This is a genomic window from Streptomyces sp. NPDC021225 (assembly GCF_044332865.1).
Classification (GTDB): domain Bacteria; phylum Actinomycetota; class Actinomycetes; order Streptomycetales; family Streptomycetaceae; genus Streptomyces.
This window is the reverse complement of record NZ_JBIRPV010000002.1, coordinates 499,215-521,875: the sequence shown is the minus strand read 5'-3', so window position 1 is coordinate 521,875 and position 22,661 is coordinate 499,215. Positions and strand designations below refer to the sequence as shown.

The 22,661-nt window shown below is 71.3% G+C and carries 21 protein-coding genes; 10 read left to right on the top strand and 11 right to left on the bottom strand.

The window, feature by feature from the left end; genetic code table 11:
• Positions 1-150 precede the first annotated feature (150 nt).
• From ACH4S9_RS10495 to ACH4S9_RS10475, 5 genes are all read right to left on the bottom strand, one after another.
• Positions 151-606, bottom strand: coding sequence for an ATP-binding protein (locus ACH4S9_RS10495; RefSeq protein WP_311727573.1), 456 nt, complete (start codon positions 604-606; stop codon positions 151-153).
• Between the two features lie 138 nt (positions 607-744).
• Positions 745-1,137, bottom strand: coding sequence for a (deoxy)nucleoside triphosphate pyrophosphohydrolase (locus tag ACH4S9_RS10490; RefSeq protein WP_311727572.1), 393 nt, complete (start codon positions 1,135-1,137; stop codon positions 745-747).
• A 59-nt stretch (positions 1,138-1,196) separates the two neighbouring features.
• Positions 1,197-1,382, bottom strand: a complete 186-nt coding sequence (locus ACH4S9_RS10485; RefSeq protein ID WP_352129668.1) for an SPOR domain-containing protein — start codon at positions 1,380-1,382, stop codon at positions 1,197-1,199.
• Between the two features lie 220 nt (positions 1,383-1,602).
• Positions 1,603-3,276: an APC family permease gene (locus ACH4S9_RS10480; protein WP_311727570.1), complete on the bottom strand. Its 1,674-nt coding sequence runs from the start codon at positions 3,274-3,276 to the stop codon at positions 1,603-1,605.
• Between the two features lie 464 nt (positions 3,277-3,740).
• Positions 3,741-4,493 carry a GntR family transcriptional regulator gene (locus ACH4S9_RS10475; RefSeq protein WP_311727569.1) on the bottom strand — a complete coding sequence of 251 codons (753 nt, stop codon included), beginning with the start codon at positions 4,491-4,493 and terminating at the stop codon, positions 3,741-3,743.
• Between the two features lie 290 nt (positions 4,494-4,783).
• On the opposite strand from ACH4S9_RS10475, the gene ACH4S9_RS10470 reads away from it, so the two are divergent.
• Positions 4,784-6,205, top strand: coding sequence for a M1 family metallopeptidase (locus ACH4S9_RS10470; protein WP_398371108.1), 1,422 nt, complete (start codon positions 4,784-4,786; stop codon positions 6,203-6,205).
• Positions 6,206-6,220: 15 nt separating this feature from the next.
• On the opposite strand, the gene ACH4S9_RS10465 is transcribed toward ACH4S9_RS10470, so the two are convergent.
• Positions 6,221-7,036 (bottom strand): nitrilase-related carbon-nitrogen hydrolase, encoded by an 816-nt coding sequence (locus tag ACH4S9_RS10465; protein ID WP_398371106.1) that lies wholly within the window; start codon positions 7,034-7,036, stop codon positions 6,221-6,223.
• Between the two features lie 114 nt (positions 7,037-7,150).
• Positions 7,151-7,492: a DoxX family protein gene (locus ACH4S9_RS10460; RefSeq protein ID WP_358845229.1), complete on the bottom strand. Its 342-nt coding sequence runs from the start codon at positions 7,490-7,492 to the stop codon at positions 7,151-7,153.
• 94 nt (positions 7,493-7,586) lie between these two features.
• Between ACH4S9_RS10460 and ACH4S9_RS10455 the strand changes: the two genes are divergently transcribed.
• From ACH4S9_RS10455 to ACH4S9_RS10435, 5 genes are all read left to right on the top strand, one after another.
• Positions 7,587-8,486, top strand: coding sequence for a LysR family transcriptional regulator (locus ACH4S9_RS10455; RefSeq protein WP_311727564.1), 900 nt, complete (start codon positions 7,587-7,589; stop codon positions 8,484-8,486).
• A 53-nt stretch (positions 8,487-8,539) separates the two neighbouring features.
• Complete coding sequence (locus ACH4S9_RS10450) at positions 8,540-10,174, top strand: FAD-binding oxidoreductase (RefSeq protein WP_398371103.1); 1,635 nt, start codon at positions 8,540-8,542, stop codon at positions 10,172-10,174.
• A gap of 114 nt (positions 10,175-10,288) precedes the next feature.
• Positions 10,289-10,720 carry an XRE family transcriptional regulator gene (locus ACH4S9_RS10445; protein WP_398371101.1) on the top strand — a complete coding sequence of 144 codons (432 nt, stop codon included), beginning with the start codon at positions 10,289-10,291 and terminating at the stop codon, positions 10,718-10,720.
• A 37-nt stretch (positions 10,721-10,757) separates the two neighbouring features.
• On the top strand, positions 10,758-11,336 hold the full coding sequence (locus ACH4S9_RS10440) for a ParH-like protein (protein WP_352129652.1): 579 nt from the start codon (positions 10,758-10,760) through the stop codon (positions 11,334-11,336).
• Complete coding sequence (locus tag ACH4S9_RS10435; protein ID WP_398371098.1) at positions 11,333-12,574, top strand: MAB_1171c family putative transporter; 1,242 nt, start codon at positions 11,333-11,335, stop codon at positions 12,572-12,574. Before ACH4S9_RS10440 ends, ACH4S9_RS10435 begins: the two co-directional genes overlap by 4 nt.
• A gap of 86 nt (positions 12,575-12,660) precedes the next feature.
• Here the strand turns inward: ACH4S9_RS10435 and ACH4S9_RS10430 are convergent, their stop codons facing one another.
• Positions 12,661-12,810 carry a class III lanthipeptide gene (locus tag ACH4S9_RS10430; RefSeq protein ID WP_311727559.1) on the bottom strand — a complete coding sequence of 50 codons (150 nt, stop codon included), beginning with the start codon at positions 12,808-12,810 and terminating at the stop codon, positions 12,661-12,663.
• Positions 12,811-12,999: 189 nt separating this feature from the next.
• Here ACH4S9_RS10430 and lanKC point away from each other — a divergent pair, with 189 nt between their 5' ends.
• From lanKC to ACH4S9_RS10410, 4 genes are all read left to right on the top strand, one after another.
• Entirely contained in the window at positions 13,000-15,555 is a 2,556-nt protein-coding gene (gene lanKC / locus ACH4S9_RS10425) for a class III lanthionine synthetase LanKC (protein WP_385345481.1), read from the top strand.
• A 75-nt stretch (positions 15,556-15,630) separates the two neighbouring features.
• Complete coding sequence (locus tag ACH4S9_RS10420; RefSeq protein WP_311727558.1) at positions 15,631-15,756, top strand: SapB/AmfS family lanthipeptide; 126 nt, start codon at positions 15,631-15,633, stop codon at positions 15,754-15,756.
• 202 nt (positions 15,757-15,958) lie between these two features.
• Positions 15,959-16,087, top strand: a complete 129-nt coding sequence (locus ACH4S9_RS10415) for a SapB/AmfS family lanthipeptide (protein ID WP_398371095.1) — start codon at positions 15,959-15,961, stop codon at positions 16,085-16,087.
• 88 nt (positions 16,088-16,175) lie between these two features.
• On the top strand, positions 16,176-18,521 hold the full coding sequence (locus tag ACH4S9_RS10410) for a LuxR C-terminal-related transcriptional regulator (RefSeq protein ID WP_398371093.1): 2,346 nt from the start codon (positions 16,176-16,178) through the stop codon (positions 18,519-18,521).
• Here ACH4S9_RS10410 and ACH4S9_RS10405 read toward each other — a convergent pair whose 3' ends face one another.
• Genes ACH4S9_RS10405 through ACH4S9_RS10395 form a run of 3 tightly spaced genes read right to left on the bottom strand, consistent with a single transcriptional unit; the run spans position 18,522 to position 22,640 of the window.
• Complete coding sequence (locus tag ACH4S9_RS10405; protein WP_398371091.1) at positions 18,522-20,255, bottom strand: ABC transporter ATP-binding protein; 1,734 nt, start codon at positions 20,253-20,255, stop codon at positions 18,522-18,524.
• Positions 20,252-21,976 (bottom strand): ABC transporter ATP-binding protein, encoded by a 1,725-nt coding sequence (locus ACH4S9_RS10400; RefSeq protein ID WP_398371089.1) that lies wholly within the window; start codon positions 21,974-21,976, stop codon positions 20,252-20,254. Before ACH4S9_RS10400 ends, ACH4S9_RS10405 begins: the two co-directional genes overlap by 4 nt.
• Positions 21,969-22,640, bottom strand: coding sequence for a flavoprotein (locus ACH4S9_RS10395; RefSeq protein WP_311727553.1), 672 nt, complete (start codon positions 22,638-22,640; stop codon positions 21,969-21,971). Before ACH4S9_RS10395 ends, ACH4S9_RS10400 begins: the two co-directional genes overlap by 8 nt.
• Positions 22,641-22,661: the final 21 nt, after the last annotated feature.

Genomic DNA, 22,661 nt, shown 5'->3' with positions numbered 1-22,661 from the left:
CAGGTGCTCCGACCGGCTCTCAGATAGCGAGTATCCAGCACCTCGGCCATCCGGAGTACGGTCTTCACGATCACAGCACTATCTCAGCCCGCGTTCAGGTTCCGTCCCGGCTTTTTGACAAGCGCTCAAGATCAGTGCTCTCTCACACTCTTAACCGGGCAGAGCCAGCTCGAACCACACCGTTTTCCCAGCGCCGTCCCGCCGGGAGCCCCAGCGCAGCGCGCTGCCAGCCACCAACTGGAGCCCGCGGCCACCCTCATCCTCCAGGGCGGCCACGCGCTCGCGCGGCGGGTCGGCGAGCGGGTCGGAGACCTCGACCAGCAGGACCGGGTCGGCCGCGGCGCGTTCGCGAAGGGCGTACATACGAACGCCGATCGGACCGCTGGCATGCCGCAGCGCATTGGTGACCAACTCGCTCACCAGCAACATTGTCACATCACCAAGCGGCGTCAGACCCCAGCCGTCCAGCGCCTGGCGCACCCGGGAGCGGACCACCCGCACGGCCACGGGGTCGGCGGGGAACACCCACTCGACGAAGCCGGGCCCGCCGGACCCGGAGCCGGGCGCTCCTGAGCTGTCCGTCACGCCGATCACTTCCCCCGACATGTGCAATCCCCGCCGGAATGTGCGGATTCAGGGAGGTTAATCAGTACATACCCGATATCCGGGCCCGGTACCGTCACCGCCCTGAAGGCTTCCGCGACCGCGGGAAGGGGTGGGGTGGGGTGGGGTGGGGGAAAGTCCTCAGGCGCGCAGCCGGCGGATCGCCTCGGCCACCGCCGGGCGGTCCTCGTCCAGCCAGTCGACCTCGTTCACGCGGTCGGGCGGGAGCCAGCGCAGCTCATCGTGGTCCTCCAGCGGGCGCGGCTCGCCGGAGCACAGCTCCGCGGTCCACACCTGGAGGACGTACCCCGGCTTCAGGGTCCACTCGCCGGGCAGCCGCTCCAGCGGCCGTACCTCGACGCCCAGCTCCTCGCGCAGCTCCCGGACAAGGGTCTGCTGCGGGGTCTCGCCCGGCTCGGCCTTGCCGCCGGGCAGCTCCCAGCGGCCGGCGAGCTCGGGCGGGGCGCTGCGCCGCGCGGCCAGCAGCCGCCCCTGGTCGAACACCGCTCCGCCCACCACCACGCGCACCGTCATGTGCCGCACCCTACGGGAGCAAAGGCGCGAGGGGAGGCGTACAGGGGGAGCGGGACGGCTCAGCGGACCTGGCGGGAGGCCTCGGTCCGCTCGACGACGTAGAGCCGCTCCTCGGTCCGCGAATCGAGCCGGTCGGCCACTTCCTGGGCCTCGGTCTTGGTGGCGTAACGGCCGACGCGATAGCGATTGCCGTTGTCGTCCTGGCGGATGACGAGCCATGGCAGGACGGCATTGGTGTCACTCATCGGTCCGCCCCCTCCAATCTGGCGCGCCCCCACGCACGCCTCCGTGACTCCGGTAAGGAATTCCCGATCCGCATATGCCCGAGCCTACGCCCAACCTTCACGCACCGGATACGCCTTCTTACAACGAGGTACTCATCCGGCCACGCGGCCGGTCATCGGCGGTGTGGCCGGTCGAGGTGTCGCCTCGCCGAGGCGACACCCTCGTCCGGACCGCATCGTGTCAGACGCCCGCGGCGGCCTTCTCGCGACGGTCGTCGCCCGCGTCGTCCGTGCCCTCCGCGTTCGCGGTCTCGGCCTCGGCGGCGACCAGCTCCTGCTCGGCCTGCACCAGGGACGGGTTGCGCCATGCGCTGCCCACGCCCCAGGCGTAGAAGAGCAGAGCGATCACGGCCACGATCAGGAAGTCCCAGCCGTCGGCCAGATCGCCGCGGCCGCCGTACTTCTTACTGCCGAGGAACGAGACCAGCGCCATGACCAGCAGGTACGACACCATCCAGGCGCCCCCCATGAGGTGCGGCTTCAGCTCGGCCCACGGCTTGCGCAGCTCGTACCAGGCCCAGATCGGCAGACCGATGGCCATGATCAAGATGACCTTGCCGGTCAGCGGCCAGCGGGCCCAGTACAGGACGAGCGAGCCGAAGACCATCGCGACCGGCGCGACGATCGGCATCGCGCGCAGCTTCACCGGGCGCGGCAGGTTCGGGGAGAGGCGGCGCAGCGACATCACGGCGACCGGGCCGGTGATGTACGAGATGACGGTCGCGACGGAGACGATCTCGGCGAGCGAGCCCCAGCCGCGGAAGACCGCGAGGAACGCGAAGGCGATCACCAGGTTGAGCAGCAGCGCCGGGCGCGGGATGCCGGTCTTGGGGTCGACCCGGCCGAAGATCTTGGGCAGATGGCCGTTCTCCTGCACACCGTGGATCATGCGGGAGGTGGTGGCCGCGTAGATCATGCCGGTGCCGGACGGGGAGATGAAGGCGTCCGCGTACAGCAGCAGCGCCAGCCAGTTCAGGCCCCAGGCGGTGGCCAGGTCGGCGAGCGGGGAGTTGAAGGACAGCTCCTTCCAGCCGCCGTGCGCCAGGTCGGCGGCCGGGACCGCGCCCAGGAAGGCGACCTGGAGGGCGACGTAGATCACCAGCGAGATGAGGATGGAGCTGATGACGGCCTTGGGCAGGGACTTGCCGGGGTTGCGCGCCTCGCCCGCCATGTTGAGCGGGGACTGGAAGCCGTTGTACGCCCAGACGATGCCGGAGACCGCGACGGCGGTGAACACCGAGCTCCAGCCGTTGGGGGTGAAGCCGCCGTTGCCGCTGATGTTGCCGCTGTCGAAGTGGGCCAGCAGCAGAGCGCCCGCGGTCAGCGCCGGGACGACCAGCTTGAAGACGGTGATCGCGGTGTTGGTCTTCGCGAAGAGGGTGATCGCGAACCAGTTGAGGAAGAAGTAGAAGACCAGCAGGACGGAGGCGAGGATGACGCCGGTGCCGGTCAGCTCCTTCCCGTCGTACAGGTGCTTCGCCCAGCCGAAGTCCCAGGAGCTCATGTACTGGATGGAGGCCGTGGCCTCACCCGGGATCACCGAGACGATGGCGATCCAGTTGGCCCAGGCGGCCAGATAGCCGGCGAGCGAGCCGTGCGAGTACTGCCCGTACCGGACCATGCCGCCGGCCTTGGGGAACATCGAGCCGAGTTCGGAGTAGGTCAGCGCGATGGTCAGTGCCACCGCGGCACCGATCACCCACGCGAGAATTGCGGCGGGGCCGGCCAGCGACGCGGCTCGCTCGGCACCGAAGAGCCAGCCGGAGCCAATGATGGAACCGAGGCCGACCGCGGTGAGCGACACCGTTCCGAGCGACCTTTTGTAATGCGAGTGGGAACCTTGTTCAGTGCTCAACGTCCCTGACACTCCCTTCGTCCCCGATAGCTGTACCTGATGCAAACGCGCGTCATCGTACAAGCGAATTGAAGGGGTTCTTCGCGGGTTTGAGCTGAGTTTGAGGTCCACCTCTCACGGATGCGCTCTTGACCGTATCGACGCAGGTCAATCACTGGTAAAATCCATGAGAAGCATAAGTCAAGGGGGGTTTGGGGGGCCCTTCGCGGGATCTTTACCGGCCGGGCACGGGACTTATTGATCCCGCCCGCAATCGCCTATAACCCACCGGGGAAGCGACGACTCTTCCTCAATGTTCGTGCACAGATACCGCGAATGGGCCCGGATGGCTGGGTGACGCGAGTTGCGTACGATGTGCCGCTTTTCATGCAGCGGCCACGGACCTCAAATCTACCTCAAATTCCACCCAGCTCAAATTCAGCTCAAACCCTTATCCGATAACTGGAGTTGAGGAATGTTTCCGCTCACTTCACCGGGAGGTGGTACGCGACGCGGTACCGCTCGGCCAGCACCACCACATCGGCCGTCTCGACGGGGCGGCCGCCCGCGAAGTACGTACGCGAGATGACGAGGACGGCGTGGCCCGGTACCCCGCCCAGCGTCAGCACCTCCTCCGCCCGGCCGGGCCGCGCGGAGACCTCCTCCGTCACGTTGTCCACCACCAGGTCGATGGCCGCCATCCGCTCGACCACGCCGCGCCCGGCCAGCGGCCCCTCCTCGGGCAGCATCACGGGCGAGCGGCCGGTGACGGCGAGCGGCTCCCAGGACGTGGAGATCATCACCGCGTCCCCGGCGGCCCGGAACACATAGCGGGTGCGCATGACGCGCTCGCCGGGGGCGATGCCCAGCCGCCGGGCGGTCTCGCGCCCGGCCTCCTCCCGCTCGCTGCTCGACTCCCAGGTGCCGATGATCCGGTCGTCGGCCTGCTCCTGGCGGAACGGGTTGGACCTGCCGCGGTCGCGGTAGCCGGTGCGGATCAGCCGGCGCGGGACGGGAAGCGCGCGGACATAGGTGCCCGAGCCGGAGCGCCCCTCGACCAGGCCCTCGGCCATCAGCACCTTGCGCGCCTCGAGGGCGACGGTGTCGGAGACCCCGTACTCCTGGCGGATCCGGGCCTGGGAGGGGAGACGGGTATGCGGTGGCAGCTCGCCGGTGGTGATCTTCTTCCGGAGGTCGTCGGCGACTCGGAGGTATGCGGGCTGGTCACCAAAGGCCACGTGCGCTCCCAGTGGTTGACAGTCGGCAACAGCTTCGCAACCGAGGGTTGTCGTACGCAACTACAGGCCAGAGCTTCACCAGAAGTGGTGAACCGCAGCTCAGAGACGTTTACTTCGACAACGGCGCATCAGGCCGCTATCAATGGCGATCAACGCCCGAAACATCTCCGCACACCGCCGTACACCGCCCGTACACCGCCGCCCGCCCGGCGCTCAGTGCTGTTCAGTGCCGTTCAGTGCCGTTCAGTGCCGTTAAAGGTTTCATCCGCCAGTCCCTCAGGAGCCCCGCCGTGCGCACCCGTCCCTCCCCGCGGCCACTGCCCGCCGCCCTCGCCCTGCTGCTGTGCGCCGCCTGCACCGGCGGCTCGGGAGCCCGGGACACCGCCGACGACGTCCCCGGGACGAAGCCCGGCGCCGCCGGCGTCGGCGATCCGCTCTTCCCGAAACTCGGCAACGGCGGCTACGACGTGACCCGTTACCGCCTCACCCTCGACTACGCCCCCGACTCCGGCCGCCTCAAGGGCACCGCCGAGATCAGCGCCCGCACCACCCGCGCCCTGACCTCCTTCCACCTGGACCTCGCCGGGCTGCGGGTCCGCGAGGCCAGGGTCGACGGCAAGCCCGCCAGGACCGCGCGCTCCGGCACCGAGCTGACGCTCACCCCCGCCGCCGCCCTCCCCAAGGGCCGCGCCTTCAAGACCACGGTCGTCTACGACGGCAAGCCCAGGACCATCAAGGACCCCGACGGCTCGGAAGAGGGCTGGATCAAGACGGCCGACGGGGCCTTGGCGGTCGGCGAGCCCACCGGCTCCATGGCCTGGTTCCCGGGCAACCACCACCCCTCCGACAAGGCCGCGTACGACATCACCATCACCGTCCCCCAGGGCTACACCGCCGTCTCCAACGGCGAGTTGACCCGCCGGAGCGAGAACCACGACCGCACCACCTTCCACTGGCGCACCGACGAACCCATGGCGAGCTATCTGGCCACCGTCGCCATCGACGACTTCGACATCCACACCACGACCACCGACGGCACGCTCCCCCAGTACGTCGCCATCGACCCCGAGCTGGCCGACCGCGCCGCCGAAGTCCCCGACCAGGTCACCGAGGTCATCGACTGGGAGAGCCGGACCTTCGGCCGCTACCCCTTCTCCTCCACCGGGGCGATCGTCGCCGACGTACCCGACCTCGGCTACGCCCTGGAGACCCAGACCAAGCCGCTCTACCCCTCCCCGCCGAGCGAGCCGCTCATCGTGCACGAGCTCGCCCACCAGTGGTTCGGCAACTCCGTCACGCCCCGGACCTGGAAGGACATGTGGCTCAACGAAGGGTTCGCCACCTACGCCGAGTGGCTGTGGGAGGAGGACCACAACGGCCGCACCGCCCAGGAGATCTTCGACGACTTCTACGACGGCACGGACGACGAGAGCGAGGGCATCTGGGACTTCCCGCCCGCCGCCCCGCCCAGCGCCGGCCAGGTCTCGGACCCGCCCGTCTACGGACGCGGGGCGATGGTGCTGCACAAGGTGCGCGAGGCCGTCGGCGACAAGACCTTCTTCGCCATCCTGCGCGCCTGGACCCGCGACCACCGCCACGGCAACGCCGACACCGCGCAGTTCATCGCGCTGTGCGAGAAGAAATCGGGCAAGGACCTCCAGGGCCTCTTCGACATCTGGCTGTACGGGGACGGCAAGCCGAAGAAGCCGTGACGCGCACACCGACGCTCAGCCGGGCCCGGAGCGCCCCGCCCCGGGGGCCGGGATGGCGAGGACGCGGTCCCGCAGAACCGGGAGCTCGGCCCGGATCGCCGCGACCGCGTCCGTGTCGATCTCGGCGGTGAGGACCTCCTCGCCCGCCCCGGCCTCGGCGAGCACCGCGCCCCATGGATCGACCACCAGGCTGCCGCCCGCCTGCTCCATCCCGCCGTGGGTGCCCGCGGCGCAGCAGGCCAGGACGACGGCCTGCTCCTCGACCGCGCGGGCACGGACCAGGATCCGCCACTGCTCGCGGCGCCCGGCGGGCCATGCGCCGGGCACGACCAGGATCTCCGTACCGGCGTCGACCAGTGCCCGGAACAGCTCGGGGAACCGCAGGTCGTAGCAGGTGGCGAGGCCTAGCTCGCCGAGGTCGGTGGGGACCGTCACGACGTCCCGCCCGGCGGCCATCCAGGCGGCCTCACCGGTGTCGAAGCCATAGCGGTGGATCTTGCGGTACGTGCCGCGCAGCGCCCCCGTCCGGTCGAAGACCAGCGCGGTGTTGTAGAGGGCGCCGCCGTCGCGCTCCACCACCGTCCCCGCGTGCAGCCAGACGGCCGCGGATCTGGCCGCCGCCGACATGGCGCGCAGGGTCGGCCCGTCGATGCCGATGGGCTCGGCGCCCGTCCGCCAGTCGTCGTAGGCCCAGGCGCCGGTCGGCCAGAGCTCGGGCAGCACCACGAGGTCGTCACCGGCCCGGTCGCGGACCAACGCGGCGGCGCGGGCCCGGCGGTCGTCGGCGGATTCCGTGTCCGAGACCTCGAGCTGGACCAGAGAGGCGCGCACGGGTCGCCCCCTTCCGTGGACCGTCCCGCCGATGCGAGGGGACGGCGACATCAGTGACATTCTCCCAGCCCTCCCGCCGACCCGCAGCCCGCCGAGGTCGCAGCCCCGTGGCGGCTATATGAGGGCAGCGGCCAGAGCCGCGACGGCCAGCCCCAGATATCCCACGGAAAACGCGATGTTGTGGAAGACGCGCTTGCGCACATGCGCGCCGACGGCACCGACGAAGAACAGCACGAGCCCGACCGCGGCGGCGACCCCGATCAACCGGACCCCCAGAAGCCCGAGCAGCAGCCCGGCGGCCCCGGCCGCCTTGAGCACCGCGAGCCAGGGGATCCAGGTCCGCGGAACACCCACCTCCGCCGAGTTGGCGAGCACGAACTCCGCCTTCGCCAGGTCTGCCACCGCGATCCCGGCGTTCGCCACGATCGCGGCGACGGTAACGGCCGCGTACCCCATGATTCCTTACACCCCTTCCCGTCCCTGCCCCCCGCTGACCAGCCTCGTCAAGGCTCGGAGCGCCGTCCAATACCCGTGTCCATAACCTGGCGGCATGGATATCGACACGCGGTTGCTGCGGTACTTCGTCGCCGTGGCGGAGGAAGGGAACCTCACCCGTGCCGCGCGGCGGCTGTTCGTCTCCCAGCCCGCGCTGACCAAGCAGATCAAGCAGTTGGAGGACCAGCTCGGAGCGGCCCTGTTCACCCGCTCCCGGTCCGGCATGGCCCTCACCGAACCGGGCCGCGCGCTGGCAGAGCGGGCGCCCGCTCTGCTGGCCGAGTGGGACGGCATCCTGCGCGAGACGAAGGCCGCCGCCGGCCGGGCCGCCCGCGTGCTGCGCGTCGGCTTCGTGGCCAGCGGGGCCAACGAGGCGACGCAGCTCATCGTCGCCGGGTTCTCCCGCCGCCGACCGGGCTGGCGGGCGCAGCTGCGGCAGGCCTCCTGGGCCAACCCCTCGGCCGGGCTCGCCGACGGAGAGGCCGATGTCGCCCTGGTGCGGCTGCCCTTCCCCGGCCAGGACGCGCTCCGCACGGCGCTCCTCTTCACCGAACCCCGCTGCGTCGCCCTCGCCGCCGCACACCCCCTGGCCGCCCGCGACGTGATCCCCTTCCGGGCCCTGTGGGACGAACCCTTCGTGGCGGCCCCCGCCGAATCCGGCCCATGGCGCGACTACTGGCTGGCCGCCGACGAACGCGAGAACCACCCGGTCCGCATCGGCGCCGTCACCGACCAGCCCGACGACTGGCTCAGCGCGATCGCGAACGGCTACGGCATCGCCCTCGCCCCGGAATCCGCCATCCGCTTCTACGCCCGCCCCGGCGTCGTCTACCGCCCCGTCACCGGAGTCAGCCCCAGCCAGGTCGCCGTCGCCTGGGCCCCGGCCGACGACGCCAACCCGGTCGTCCAGGACTTCGTCAGCTGCTGCCTGGCCTCCGCCGCCACCCGGTTTTAGATCCGCTTAACGGCGCTCAGGCACCTTTGGCGCCTATCCAGGGGGTGGGGACCATGCGGGAGCAGACCAGACGTTCCATGCTGCGCTCGGCGGCGGCGGTCGGTGTCGGTACCGGGATCGGGATCGGGATCGGGATCCCGGCCGCCGGGACCGCGAGTGCGACGGAGGCGCCCGGCCAGGGGGCCACCTGCCCGCCGCCGCTCGGCCCCGTGCGGGTCGGCAGCAAAGACCGGCGCTACTACGAGCTGGTGCGTCGCGGCACCAACGCGCGCTTCACCGGATCGCCCGATCACGTGCGCGTCGTGGGCAGCACCGAACACGTGGAGGAGGCGGTGCGGGACGCGGTACGCGGTGGCCTGCGCGTCGCGGTGCGCGGCGGCGGACACTGCTTCGAGGACTTCGTCGACAATCCCGAGGTCCGGATGGTCATCGACATGTCCGGCATGACGGCCGTCTCCTTCGACCCGGACCGCAACGCCTTCGCGGTCGAGACGGGCGCCACGCTCGGGGAGGTGTACCGCAGGCTGTACCTGGGCTGGGGCGTGACCATCCCGGGCGGCTGGTGTCCCTCGGTGGGCGCGGGCGGGCATGTACAGGGCGGCGGCTTCGGCACGCTGAGCAGGCTGCACGGGCTCACCGTCGACCACCTGTACGGGGTCGAGGTCGTCACCGTGGACGGCGGCGGGCGGGTGCGCACGGTCGTGGCCACCCGCGAGGACAACGACCCGCACCGGGATCTATGGTGGGCGCACACCGGGGGCGGCGGCGGCAACTTCGGAGTGGTGACCCGCTACTGGTTCCGCTCCCCCGGCGCCGGCGGCTCGGACCCGGCACGGCTGCTGCCGGCCCCGCCGCGGCACGTGCTGACGTTCAGGGCGGCGTGGCGCTGGCAGGACCTCGACCGGGCGGCGTTCACCCGGCTGCTGGAGAACCACGGCGCCTGGGTCGAGGCCAACAGCGACTCCGGCTCACCCGCCGCCGCGCTGCACTCCGACCTCCTCCTGATGCCGTCCGTGCTCGGCGCCCCGTACATCATGGGCCAGGTCTCCGCCGAGTCGAACGCCGAGCGGCTGATGCGCGACCACCTCGACGCGATCAGCGCGGGCACCGCGGCCTACTCCCTCACCCAGCTGCGGAAGGAAGTGCCCTGGCTCCAGGCCGCGCTGATCGGCACCGGGGAGGGCGTGAGCCGCCGCTATACGAAGATGAAGTCGGCCTACGCGAAGAAGACGCTCAGCCGCGCCCAGACCGAGGTGGCGTTCTCGCATATGACCGACCCCGACCCGGGCCGCGTACCGGGCGTGATGACGCTGTCGACGTACGGCGCCAGGGTGGGAGACATCGCCCCCGACGCCACCGCGTATGCCCACCGGGGGGCCCGCTTCAAGATCGGGTATGTGACGGCCTGGGCCAACCCCTCGGACACCGACGCGTTCGAGGCGGGCGTCAGGAACTTCTACCGGGCGATGTACGCCGGCACGGGCGGGGTCCCCGTCCCGGATGAGATCAACGACGGGGCGTACATCAACTACCCCGACGCCGACCTGCGGAACCCGGCCTGGAACACCTCGGACACGCCGTGGCACCACCTCTATTACAAGGACAACTACCGGCGCCTCCAGCAGGTGAAGGCGAAGTACGACCCCACGAACGCCTTCCGCCACAGCCTGTCCATCGAGCCGGCCTGAACCGGCCGGCCACTCGGTGTCCCAGGTCAGCCCCCGCCGCGGACACAAGCTAAGATGGACGTGTTTTCGTGGGTGCTTCATTCAGGCTGACCCCGTGGTGGAAGGGAGTCGCACGTGAGCGACACCGATCCGTCCGCGCCGACGACTCTCGCGGACAAGATCGACGCGCTGTTCCGCATCGTCCGGCGCCCCAACCGCGAACAGTTCAGCCACGAGGAGGTCGCGCGCGCCTGCCGGGAGGTCACCGGGGAGAGCTTCTCCACCACCTACCTGTGGCAGCTGCGCACGGGCCGCCGCGACAACCCCACCAAGCGGCACCTCGAAGCGCTCGCCCAGTTCTTCGACGTCCCGGTCGCGTACTTCTTCGACGACGACAAGGGAGCGGCCATCGCCAAGGACCTGGAGCTGCTGGGAGCCCTGCGGGACGCCGGGGTCCGGAGCATGGCGCTGCGCGCGGTGAACCTCTCGCCGGAGGCGGTCAGCACGATCAGCGACATGATCGACGTCCTCGCCCGCCGTGAGGGCGCGGACCGCACCGAGGGCTGACCCGCGACAACGGCCACACAGCGACCGGGGGAAGAGGATGCGCGTGCGCAGCGGCCTGAGCAGCAAGGACCTGTGGCAACGATGTCGGCGTCTGGTGGACGACCTCGACCTGCCGACCCCGTTCGACACGGCCACGTTCATCGGCATGCTGGCACAGGCCCGGGGCCGGCCGATCGAGCTCGTACCGGTCGCGGCCCGACCGCATCTTCCGTGCGGGCTGCTCGTCACCACCGACCGCGCCGACCGCATCCTCTTCCCCGCGGACACCACACCACTCCACCAGCAGCACATCCAGCTGCACGAAGTGGCCCACCTGCTGTGCGGTCATCACGAGACGTCTCCCGCGGTGTCCTCGGCCGTCGAGGTCTTACTGCCCCATCTGCCGCCTTCGCTGGTCCAGCGGGTTCTCGGACGCACCGTCTACAGCGAGCCGCAGGAGGAAGAGGCCGAGCTGGTGGCGTCGCTCATCCTGAGCCGTGCGGCTCAGCTCGACCGGGCCGGACACGCCAAGGCGTCGTCGGCCGACCCGGAACAGGCCCGGCTGCACTCGCTGTTCGGCCCACGCGGACAGCACCGGGACTCGCCCCGCAACGCGCACCGGCGGCGGCACCCGTGACGAACCTGACCGCGTCTCTCGCCGCCCTCGTCTTCCTGGTGTTCGCCGTGCACCGCCTCGTGACCACCCGCGGCGGGAGAGTGGATCCGGCCCACCGCGACGTGGCCGGGTTCGCGTTGTGCGCGGGAACGGCGATGCTGCTCAACGCCCCGGCGGTGATGGATTCGCTGGACCGGCTGCTTCCGTCGCCCGATGCCGAGCTGCTCCTCACGTACCAGCTGAACGTCGCCGCCGCCGCCTTCCTCGTACTGATCGCGCTGACCATCGATCCGCCGGCGGCCGAACGGAAAGCCTTATGCCGCCGGCGCCGCATCCGCGCCGCCGTCCTCGTCCAGGCCGCGGCGCTGGGACTGTTCCTCGGCGCCGGCGTCACCACCGTCGGCGCGTCGGCGGTGGCCGCGCCCGGCCGCGGCTGGGTCCTCGCCTCGTACAACGTCCTCTTCGCCGGCTACTCCTGCTGGTGCCTGTACGTCCTCGCGCAAGCCGTCATCCGGCAGACGCGGCGCACGCCACCGGGCTCGCTGCGCACGGGCCTGAGGCTGGCCACGCTGGCCACGGCCACCGCGGCGGTGTGGGCCCTGTGGGCTCTGGACGACGCCGCCGCCAACCTCGCCCAGGGCAGCCAGGGCCTGGGCGAGGACGTCGTTTCCACGACTCTCGGCATGGTCACCGCCGTCCTCGCCACGGCCGGCGCCACGGCCACTCGATGGGGCGACCGGATCACCGCCCCGCTGCGCCGGCTGCGCGCCCGCCGCGCGCACAAGAACCTGGAACCGCTGTGGTCGGCGCTCTACGCCGAACTGCCCGAGATCGCGCTGGACCCGGACGCCGCCGTCCGGCGCCCCGGTCTGCGCCGAGCGGAGTTCGCCCTGTACCGCAGGGTCATCGAGATCCGGGACGGCAGCATGGCCCTGAGGGCCTATCAGCAGACGGAAGCACTCACCTGGGCCATGGAGGCGCTCGACCGCGCCGGCCCGGCGGCGGCCGACCCCGAGGCCGTCCTCGAAGCCGCCGTCATCGCCGCGGCCCTCGAGAACAAGCGGGCCGGGCGCACGCACAGCGGCACACCGGACCAGCACCGCCGGACACCGACGGCGCACCTGGAAACCACCGAGGACGAGGCGGCCTGGCTGGTTCGGGTCACTCGCGCGCTCATCCATTCCCGAGTGGTCGGCGACGTCCTCGACCGTATGCGCGACCACGTCGCGGCGGGAACCGAAAGCTCGGGTCGCGCCTGAGACGAGGGACATCCCCGATGTCCGCCGATGCGCCGTCAGCCAGAGTCGTTCGAGACGCCGTCAGTTGTGCACGTTCCGCGTGTTCCCTACTCCACTGCCCGCGTGACGGTCGTGGAGCAGTCCATGAACACGCTCAGATGACTGTTGCTGGTGGTGATGGTCATGGTCGTGGGGAACGCGTCCGCGACCTCGGTTTCCGCCGGCTCCAGGGACTGGAGGGCCAGAACTCTGCTCATGACTGTCTCCTTGTGGGTTGACCGGACGGCAGATTAGCTCATGTGAATGAGTTTTAGAAGGTCATTCATTTCAGTTGACATGGCGCATGCGGTTCGCCCATCGTGTGGTGCGTCAACCGGTGCGAGAAGAGCGGGCCCGACCGCTTCGCCGTACTGGACGGTCTCGTACGCGGCCCACTGGAGAGACGGATGAGGAAACCGTACGGATTCACTGTCGCCGACCCGGACTTCTACGCACCGCTGGAGAGCGCTCCCGCGCCCGGCTGGCTGTTCCGTCCGAGCCGGGTCCCGGACGGGTGGACGTCCAGCCAGGCAGGCGTGTGGACCATGTGGCTGCCCGAGGACGCCGCACTCGCCGACTGCGGCTGGAAGGTGCATGTCTCGGCCCGGCCCGACCGCCTCGACGAGGTCCTCGACATCGCCGCCGGCATCCTCTTCGAACAGGGCACAGCCTTCAAGCACATCACCGCGGAGCTGTTCTACGAGTGGATGCACCAGAAACACGCGGCTCGTCCACAGAGCGGCAAGTTCATCGCCGCCTATCCCCCGGATGTCGCGGCCTCACGCACGTTGATGGAGGCGCTGAGCGAGGCGCTGAAGGATGAGGAGGGCCCGTACGTCCTCAGCGACCGACGGTTCGGCGCATCCCGCACGGTGCACTATCGCTACGGGGCCTACCGGCGGTCCGAGCGGCTGAATCCGGACGGTACGCGCCTGCCGCTCGTCCGTGACGGCCACGGAAACCTGGTCGAGGACCAGCGCGGGGTGTCGTTCCACCTGCCGGCCGGCATAGAAGACCCCTTCGCGGAATCCGTTTCCGCCCCCTCCGACGAGCTGTCCTTCGGCGGGTTCACCTTCGAGGCCGTGCTGCGGCCCAGCAACGGCGGAGGCGCCTACCGGGGGCGCGAGAACAGCACCGGCCGCAGCGTGTTCATCAAGGAGGCACGGCCGCACACCGGCGTGAGTGCGGGCAACACCACCGCGCCCGAGCGGCTGCGGGCCGAGTGGGAGACCCTCAAAGCCCTGCACGCCGCCGCCCCCGGGCTCGTACCCGAACCGATCGCGTACTTCCGGGAGTGGGAGCACGAGTTCCTGGTCACGGAGTTCATCGAGGGCCGCACCCTGAACGCGTGGACAGTCGCCCACAATCCGAGCATCAGAACGGCACCGACGCACGATGACTTCGCCGACTACTTCGCGCGGTGCGAACGGGTCTTCACGGAGACCCAAGGGGCCCTCGACAGACTCCATTCCCTCGGCTTCGTATTCGTCGACGTCAGCCCCGGCAACGTGATGGCGACCGACGACGGCGCGGTCCGGCTGATCGACTTCGAGGCGGCAGCGCGCATCGGCAGCGATTTCGCTCCCATGGGCACGCCCGGATTCAGCCCGCCCCGCAGCCTGACCGGCGCGGATCCCGAGATCTACGACCACTACGGGCTGAGCGGAATCGCCGAGTTCCTGATCTTCCCGCTGAACCTGGTCGCCCACCGCAACCCCGACGTTCTGACACATCTGCGTCATGGCATCGAGAAGACGGCGCCGGTACCGGACTCTCTGTGGACGCACGCCACCCGCTATCACACCCCGTCCGACAGCCCCTCGCTCCCCACGCCCGCGGACGTGGAAAGCGACCCGCTCACGCATCTGGCCGCACTGCGGGAAAGCACCGCGGACGCCCTCGTCGCGATGGCCGATCCGGGCCACTCGGAGCGAGTGTTCCCCACCGTCCCGGAGGGGTACCTGGCCAACACGCTGTGCGTGGCCTACGGGTCGGCAGGTGTCCTGCACGCCCTGACCCGGGCCGGCCGGCCGCTGCCCGAGGGGGCGCTGGAGCGGCTGCGGCGCGACGCTCTCTCGGCCGCGCCGACTCTGCCACCCGGCCTGCACGTCGGCCTGTCGGGCATCGCGTGGGTCCTCGCGGACCACGGCCTGATCGAGGAAGCGGCCGACCTGCTTTCCACAGCCACCCCGCATCCCCTCGCCGCGCGGAGCGCCACCCTGTCCGAAGGCTCGGCCGGTATCGCGATGGCCCATCTCGCCCTGTACCGCCACACAGCCGACGAGCGTCACCTCGACCGAGCCCTGGCCATCGCGGCCGCGCTGCCACCGGACAGCGAGCTCACCCCGTACCTCGGTCCCGACGACGCGGTCGGCCTCCTGCACGGCCGGAGCGGCATCGCCCTGATGTTGCAGCAACTCGCCCATGTCACCGGGGACAGCGGCCCGCTCACCCGTGGCATGCGCCTGCTCCATGCGGAACTCGACCGTGCCTCCGACCCGCTCGCTCCCGACCTGTCCTTCCCGGTCTCCACGGCCGACCGCCGCGCCATGCCGTACATGTACAGCGGTACCGCCGGAGTCACCTTCGCGGTGTCCCGATATGCCGCCGCCGTGGATGACGAACGGCTGGCCGGGGATCTGCCCAGGCTGCTCGCCCGGCTCGACTCGAGGTTCACCGCGATGCCCGGGCTGTACCAAGGGCTCTCGGGTCTCGGCCTGGTCCTGGCCGAGCACGCCCGTCTCACCGGCGACACCGAAGCCCGGGAGGCGGCCCTGCGCGTCGCACAGGCGTTGTACACACACGCCGTTCCGCACGCGGACGGTACGCGTTTCCTGGGCGACCAGACGCTCCGGTTCAGCGCCGAACTCTGGAGCGGTTCATCGGGAGTGCTGCTCTTCCTCAGCCAACTGCTCGATCCCGCCCCGAATCCCTTCTTCACCGTGGACGCGGTCCCCGCATGAGACCCCACAAGCTCCCGGCCGCGTCTGTTGTCGGCCGGGGTCACCAACCATCCCATCGATGAAAGGAACACCACCATGCCTCAGATCCTGGAGCTTCAGGAGCTCGAGACCAGCCAGGGGCACGACGAGGACGGCGTCGAGGCCTGGAGCTCGCTCAGCGGCTTCGCCTGCGACAGCAACTTGAGCCTCATCGTCTGCTAGTAACGCCGGCCCGACAGCGTCGCACCATCGGTGGGGAGGTGTCAGGTGCCCGACACCTCCCCACCCCCGCCGAAGCCACGCGGCGGAGCCGCACATCGGTGCTGTTCCCCGCCCCGCCGCAGGCGTCACACACCGCCGGACAAGGCCTGGTGCCCGAGGGTCCGGCGCGATCAGCAGCGCTCGTCCCATTAAGGAATACGCCATGCCGCAGATTCTGCAACTTCAGGATCTCAACACCGACAACGGTCCGGACGAAGAAGGCCTCGTCGCCGCGAGCAGCATGAGCATCGCCCTCGGCTGCGAGAGCAACACGAGCGTCGTCGTCTGCTGACAGCCCGCCGAACAGCCGACCAGCCCAGTGACGCACACCACCGCGTCGCTGGCTGTCGGTCCGCGTCGAGACTTGTCTGGCTGATCCCATGAACGATGTGACCGCCGTGCTGGACCAGGCCATCGCCGAGGCCTTCCGGCCGCAAACACCCGCGGTGTGCGAGATCCAGATAGCCGGCGAGCCAGGCAGCGGCCGGACACGGATGCTGAAGCAACTGGCCGCACAGGCGCAGAAGCGCGGACTGGCTGTCGTGTGGAATCCGTCAGGCGCCCCGGCGGACGCACGCGCCCTCGTCTGTCTCGACGACAACGGCTTGGCCGGCGCCCTCCCCGTGTCGGTGCCGCCGGCCTCCGCCGTCGTCGCCCGCACCGTCCTGCCCGAACAGCCCGTCAGCGAGCGGGCGTACCGCATCGGGACCGCGCCGTTGACCCGGGAGCAGTTCGCCGGGCTGCTCGGCTCGGGGTTGTCCGTCGAGCGCCGCTGTCTGCTGTACGAGCTGACCCGCGGCCTTCCGGGCTGGCTGCCCACCCTGGCCTCGCTCAGCGACCTCGAACTGCGCGCACTGGCACGGACCGGCCTGTTCGCCGCCCCGCTTTCCCAGCACGCCCGGGAGCCCGCCTGGCTCAGCCCGGACGAACGTGAGCTCGCTTCGGCCGCGGCCGTACTGGGAGACCCCTTCGATGTGACGCTCGTCGCCACCGTGGCCCGCCGTGAGGTGGCCGCCGTGCTCCCGGCGCTGGACGCCCTCGTCGAGCGCGGCATCATCAGCGCCCATATCGTCGGCACACCGCTGTTCCGGTTCCGCCACCCCCTTGTGCGGGCTGTCGTGTACGCCCGGATCCCGCCCGGCGCCCGGATCGCCGCGCACGCCCGGGCCGCCGAGGTGCTGCACGAGGCCGGTGCCGATCCCGTCGAACGGGCCGTACATGTCACCCGGTCCGCCGCGCCCGGCGACCTGCCGGCGGTGCGGCTGCTCGCCGACGCGGCGGACCGCGCTATCGGCTCGTCCCCGGAACGTGCCGTGGAATGGCTGCGCGCCGCGCGTCGGATCGCGCCGTTCGACGTGCCGTCCTCGCTGCGCCGTCGACTCGCGGTCTCCCTCTGGCAGGCGGCGGAGCACTCCGGGGATCATCGCGCGCGCCGCGAACTGCTGCCGGAACTCGGTGCTCTGGAAGACCCCACCGTCATGGCCGATCTCCGTGCCCGTCTGGCCATCGACCTGGGCAGGCATGACGAGGCACGTGAGCTCCTCGCCGGGGGTCTGCGGGCCGCTTCCGAGGACATGGCCCCTCCCCTGCGTCTGCGGCTCGCTCTCATGGCTGCCGTCCGCAGTGAAATCCCCACCGTACGAAGGCTGCTGGCCGAGGACACGAGACCGGAGGCGGCGGCCGTGGTGGCGCTGGCCGGTGCCATGGCCGATCACTCCACCACCTACCGCACGGGAGCGGCTGCCGCGGGGGCCTTCTTGCACGGGTTGGACGGCACGGCATTGGCAGAGCATCTGGAGACGGTCGTACGGCTGGGCTGGGCGGCGAATTTCGCCGAGGACTTCCCGGCCGCCGCCGGCCTCTTCGCCCGGGGGAGCCGGGCGGCGCGCCGGGCCGGACGGTCCGGGCTGCTGCCCCGGCTCCTGCTGGGGCACGGGTGGGCGCTGCTCGCCCTGGGGCGGCTGGAGGAGGCGCTGCGGACGGCGGAGGACTGCGAGACACGCGCGGGTACCCTGCACCGTCCCGACCTGGCCGGTCCGGCCCGTCTGCTGCGCTCGTCGGTCCTCGCGTGGCGCGACGGCCGCCGGGGGACGGCGACCGTGGCGATGACATCGGCCATGCCCGCCCCCGAGCGGCTGTGGTGGGCCGTTGTGCCGCCCGAAGGCGTCCCCGATGTGCCGGGCCGCGGAAACGACATGCGCACCGAAAACGCACCCGGACGCGAAGCCCATGACCTGTGTGCCCGGGCGGATACCGCCGATGACGACAGCGCGCTGGGGCTGCTGAACGAGGCCGTATCGGGTTTCGCCGGCCAGGGCATGGCTCTGTGGGAGTGCCGTACCCGCCTCCTGCTGTCCCAGCGGCTGGCCCGCGCCGGCCGGCTGCCGGAGGCCGCGGAGGAGGCGGGCCGCGCCAAGGCGCTGGCCGTGGCGACGGGGTCCGCGTGGCTCCGGCGTGCGGCCATCGACCAGCAGCGTGCGATCGGTGGGCGCCGGCCCAGGGCCGACGCCGCCTTGACGTCCGCCTTGTCGGCCCGGGAGTCGGAGATCGTCGGGATGGTCCGGCTGGGCCTGCCGAACCGTGACATCGCGGACACGCTCGTCATCTCCGTGAAGACCGTCGAGGCGCATCTCACCCGTATCTTCCGCAAGACCGGCGTACGGTCCCGGACGGCCCTGGCCGCCGCGGCAGGCGGGGCCGCACGAGGCTGGGCCGGACGCGGCTGATCACGGTCGTGCGGCGGGTCGCGGTGCCTGTGCCGTCCAGTGGCCGACGAGTGCCGCGTACGCCGGGCTGGTGGCGCCGAGTTCGGTGTGGCTGCCGAGGACGGGGTGTTCGCCGTCGAGGAGCAGGACGCGCCGGGCGCGGGCGGCGCTGGTCAGGCGGTGGGCGATCACGATGAGTGCCCCGGGGCGGGCCGCGAAGGCCGTCTCCGCCACGGCCTCCGCCGCCATGTCGAGGTGGCTGGTCGCCTCGTCCAGGACCACGACGGCGGACGGTGAGGCGTACACGCGCACCAGCGCTATGAGTTGACGTTCCCCGCTGGAGAGCGTGCCGGCCGGATCGGTGATCTCGGCGTGGTATCCGCCGAGGCGGGTGATGAGTTCCCGCGCCCCGACCGCTTCCACGGCCCGGTCCAGCGCCTCCGTGCCCAGGTCGGGAGCGAGATAGCGGAGGTTGTCGGCGACGGTGCCGGGGAACACGTACGCCTCCTGGGGCAGCAGGGCCACCCGGCCCGCCTTCACGGGCTGCCCGGCCATGGTCACCGTGCCGTGGAGGGGTGCCTCGACGCCGACGAGCAGTGCGGCGAGCGTCGACTTGCCGACGCCGCTGGGGCCGACGATCGCGAGATGGTCGCCGGACGGGACGGTGAGGTTCAGCTCGCGCAGCACCGGTTCGGCGTGCGGCCCGTAGGCGAAGGTCAGATGGTGGACCTCCAGGTCTCCTTCCCGCGGCTCCTCGGCCGCCGAAAGGGGTGCGGGCTCGTCCGGTGTGTCCGAGGCCGCGGCCAGCCGGGCGGTCAGGACGCGCAGTTGGCTCCAGTAGCCGGCGACCGAGCCGGTCATCAGCTCGAGGGCGGGAATCAGGTACATCGTGACGTACATGACGGCGCCGACGACCGCGCCCGCCGACATCCCACCGCGCTGTACCAGGGCCGGTCCGGTCAGCAGCATCAGCAGGACGGGCAGGTGGCCGCCGAGGAGGATGACCGGCGTGCGGACGGCGCCGGCCCGTGCCACCGCCGAGGTGGCCGTCACGGAGGCGTCCGCCGCGCGCTCGACATCACGGGCCGCCCGTTCCTCCGCGCCCAGTGCGGTGATGTCCCGCCCGGCGGCGAGGACCGCCCCGGTGACGGCGGCCACCTCTTCCTCGGCGGCCAGATAGAGCTGTCGGCGGCGGGTGACCGCGCGCATGCTCACCAGGAACACGGCGACGGCCGCCGCGAGGGGCACCCCGACCACGACGGCCAGGAGCGGATCCAGCACGGCCAGGCCGGTGAGTGCCGCGATCAGCGTCACGGCCAGGGGCCGGGCCGTGCGCAGCAGGGCACCGACGATGCCGCGCACCGCGTCGACCTGGCTGGTCAGCCGTGACACATCGGTCGCGTCGGCGGTGCGGACGCGGTGAACGGCGGCATACAGCGTGCCGTGCACGAGCCGCCGCACGAGTTCGTCGCGCAGCGGTTCGACGATGTGGGCCAGCGGGTCGAAGGCGGCGCGTTCGGCCGCGGCCCGGACGGTGTAGAGCACACCCAACAGGGCCAGCCAGGCGAGGCCCGTGGCCGGGCGTCCGTTCAGGAATCCCTGGTCCAGGGCGCGCGCCAGCACCCAGCCGGAGGCCAGCGCCGGCGCCGCCTCCACGGCCGACCAGGCGGCGAGGCGCAGCGCCGGGGAGCCGGTGTCGCGCAGTGCGGAGCGCAGCAGGCGCAGCCCGGGACGCCAGTCGGCGATCTCGGTCACGACGGATCCTCCTCGGCGATGGCGAACACCGCCCGGTAGGCGGGGTCCGGCCAGAGTTCGGTGTGCGGGGCCACCGCGCGGACACGGCCGTCTGCGAGCCATACGACCAGATCGCAGCGGGCGGCGGTGGTGACGCGGTGGGCCACGACGAGTCTCGTCCGGCCGGCCAGGGCGCTGGTGACGGCCGCGCTGACCTCGGCCTCGGTGACGGTGTCGAGGCCGGAGGTGGCGTCGTCGAGGACGTAGACGAGCGCGTCGCGGGTCAGGGTCCGGGCGAGGCCGACGCGTTGCCGTTCGCCGCCGGACATGGGGGCGGATGCCAGCAGGGTGTCGTAACCGTCGGGCAGGCGCCGGATGAAGCCGTCCGCGCGCGCGACCTGGGCGGCCCGTTCCACTGCCGCACGGGAGGTGTCCGGGCGGCCGTAGGCGATGGTGTCGTGCAGTGTGGTTCCGATGAGTTCCGGGCGTTCGAAGGCGTAGGCGACGGCGTGGCGCAGTTCGGCGGCCGTCAGCTCGCGCACCCGGACACCGTCGAGGAGCACATCGCCCTCGTCCGGTTCGGTGAGCCGGCCGGGCAGGCCGGCGAGCAGGCTCTTGCCGGAGGCTGTGCGGCCCACGAGCGCGGCCGAGACGCCGGCCGGGATGTCGAGGTCGATGCCGTCCAGCAGGACCTCGTCGTCCCGGCGCACGGTGACCTTGCGCAGGCTCAGCGCGCCCTGGGCGGCGGTCGGGGCCGCGGCCTTTCCCTGGCCGTAGGCCTGGGGTGGGGTGGCGAGTGCGGCTGCCAAGCGGCGTGCGGCGGCGCTGGCCTGGGCCAGCATGAGCTGCGTGTCGATCTGCTGGAGTGCCTGGAAGGCGAGTTGCAGGTAGCCGGTGACGGCGAGCAGCTGCGCGGCGGACAAGCGGCCCTGGGTGACGCCGAGTCCGGCGACCGCCAGGACGAGGGCCTCGGTCAGCGACAGCAGGAGGCCGAACTTCCATACGGTGCCCCGCTGTAGTCGCCACATCCGCCACCCCGCGGCCGACAGGTCCGGCAGCGGCCGCAGCACACGCGCCCGTTCCGCGTCGAGTGTGTCGGAGGCGCGTATGGTCCGGGCGCCGGAGAGCGCCGCGAGGAGCCGGTTGGCGATCTCGGCCTGCGCGGCCAGGTAGGCGGAGTGGGTCCGCGTGACCCGGCCGATGAACCGGCGGGCGATGACGACCGTGATCGGGGCCGCCAGGCTGAAGGCGAGGGCGGAGCGCCAGTCCGTGGTCCACAGCCAGGCGAGTGCGGCGAGCGAACCGGTCAGTGTCACCGCCGACTGCGCGAGAGCCATCGGCAGCATGCCGGCCTGGGCGGCGGCCTGGGTGATCTGGGTGACGGACTCGCCGTGTGGCTGGGGCTGTCGGGCTCCGAGGCCGATGAGATGCCGGGCCAGGCGCATGCGCAGCCGTCGGGCGCCGCGGGCGGCGCCGGAGGCGCCCAGCGGCATCATGACGGTCTCGCAGAGAGCGCCGAGCGTCACCACCGCCGCCCACCGCGTCGCGGGGCCGGGGTCGCTCGAGCCGTGCAGGACCCCGTTGACCGCGACCGCGAGCAGGGCGGGCGCGGCGAGGGCGGTGGCGCTGCGCACCAGCATGAGTACGGCGAGCAGCGTGAGCCGACCTCGTGTCTCACGGGCGGCATCCCACAGCAGGGAACGGCCGGAGGGGATGGCCGCAGCGGCGGGAACCTCAGGCAACGGGCTGCTTCTTCGCATCGACGGCGCCGCTGTGCCCCCGCTTGTCCAGCACGCGGGCGGCGGTGTTCAGGATCGCCGGCAGGCCGGGCATACCGGACGGGCTGACGGTGCCGCGGTGGGCCGAGACCGCGGGGCTCATGGGCACCACGTGGTAGCCGTCCTCCTTCAGGAGCCGCAGATTGCGCTGCACCGCCGGACGGGCCAGGGCATTCTCCGGAATGCTCGGTGCGATCAGTACCGGTGCTCTCGTGCACAGAACGGTGGTCAGGGCGAGGCTGTCGGCCATCCCGGCCGCACACTTCGCGACGAAGTTGGTGGTGGCCGGGGCGGCGATCACGAGGTCCGGCCACTCGGCCAGCTCCTGGTGGGGTACGACGCCCCGCTCGGTGGACCAGTCGGGGCCTTCGACGGGTGCCTGTGTCACGGCGGCAAGCGCGCTCCTGGACACGAGCCGGTCGGCCGAGTAGGTGAGGCAGACGCGGACGGACCAGCCGTACCGGAACCGCAGGGCCATGGCCCATTCGGGTAGGGCGGTGACGCCGATGGCGCCGGAGGACACGAACAGCACGCGTCCCCGCTCCAGCGTCACTCCGGGCAGCCCCCGCCCGGGGGCGGGGCGTGCGGAGGACGGCTGCGTCACGGCCTCGTCCTGCGGTTCCGGCACGGTGGTTCCTCTCAGTCGGCC

Bases quoted from the DNA above. Each gene is read 5' to 3' on its own strand.
- ACH4S9_RS10420 (WP_311727558.1), top strand. From the start codon at position 15,631: ATGCCTCAGATCCTGGAGCTTCAGGAGCTCGAGACCAGCCAGGGGCAC.
- ACH4S9_RS10430 (WP_311727559.1), bottom strand. From the start codon at position 12,810: ATGAGCAGAGTTCTGGCCCTCCAGTCCCTGGAGCCGGCGGAAACCGAG.
- ACH4S9_RS10440 (WP_352129652.1), top strand. From the start codon at position 10,758: ATGCGCGTGCGCAGCGGCCTGAGCAGCAAGGACCTGTGGCAACGATGT.
- ACH4S9_RS10450 (WP_398371103.1), top strand. From the start codon at position 8,540: ATGCGGGAGCAGACCAGACGTTCCATGCTGCGCTCGGCGGCGGCGGTC.
- ACH4S9_RS10460 (WP_358845229.1), bottom strand. From the start codon at position 7,492: ATGGGGTACGCGGCCGTTACCGTCGCCGCGATCGTGGCGAACGCCGGG.
- ACH4S9_RS10490 (WP_311727572.1), bottom strand. From the start codon at position 1,137: ATGACGGTGCGCGTGGTGGTGGGCGGAGCGGTGTTCGACCAGGGGCGG.
- ACH4S9_RS10455 (WP_311727564.1), top strand. From the start codon at position 7,587: ATGGATATCGACACGCGGTTGCTGCGGTACTTCGTCGCCGTGGCGGAG.
- ACH4S9_RS10485 (WP_352129668.1), bottom strand. From the start codon at position 1,382: ATGAGTGACACCAATGCCGTCCTGCCATGGCTCGTCATCCGCCAGGAC.
- ACH4S9_RS10415 (WP_398371095.1), top strand. From the start codon at position 15,959: ATGCCGCAGATTCTGCAACTTCAGGATCTCAACACCGACAACGGTCCG.
- ACH4S9_RS10410 (WP_398371093.1), top strand. From the start codon at position 16,176: ATGAACGATGTGACCGCCGTGCTGGACCAGGCCATCGCCGAGGCCTTC.
- ACH4S9_RS10495 (WP_311727573.1), bottom strand. From the start codon at position 606: ATGTCGGGGGAAGTGATCGGCGTGACGGACAGCTCAGGAGCGCCCGGC.
- lanKC (WP_385345481.1), top strand. From the start codon at position 13,000: ATGAGGAAACCGTACGGATTCACTGTCGCCGACCCGGACTTCTACGCA.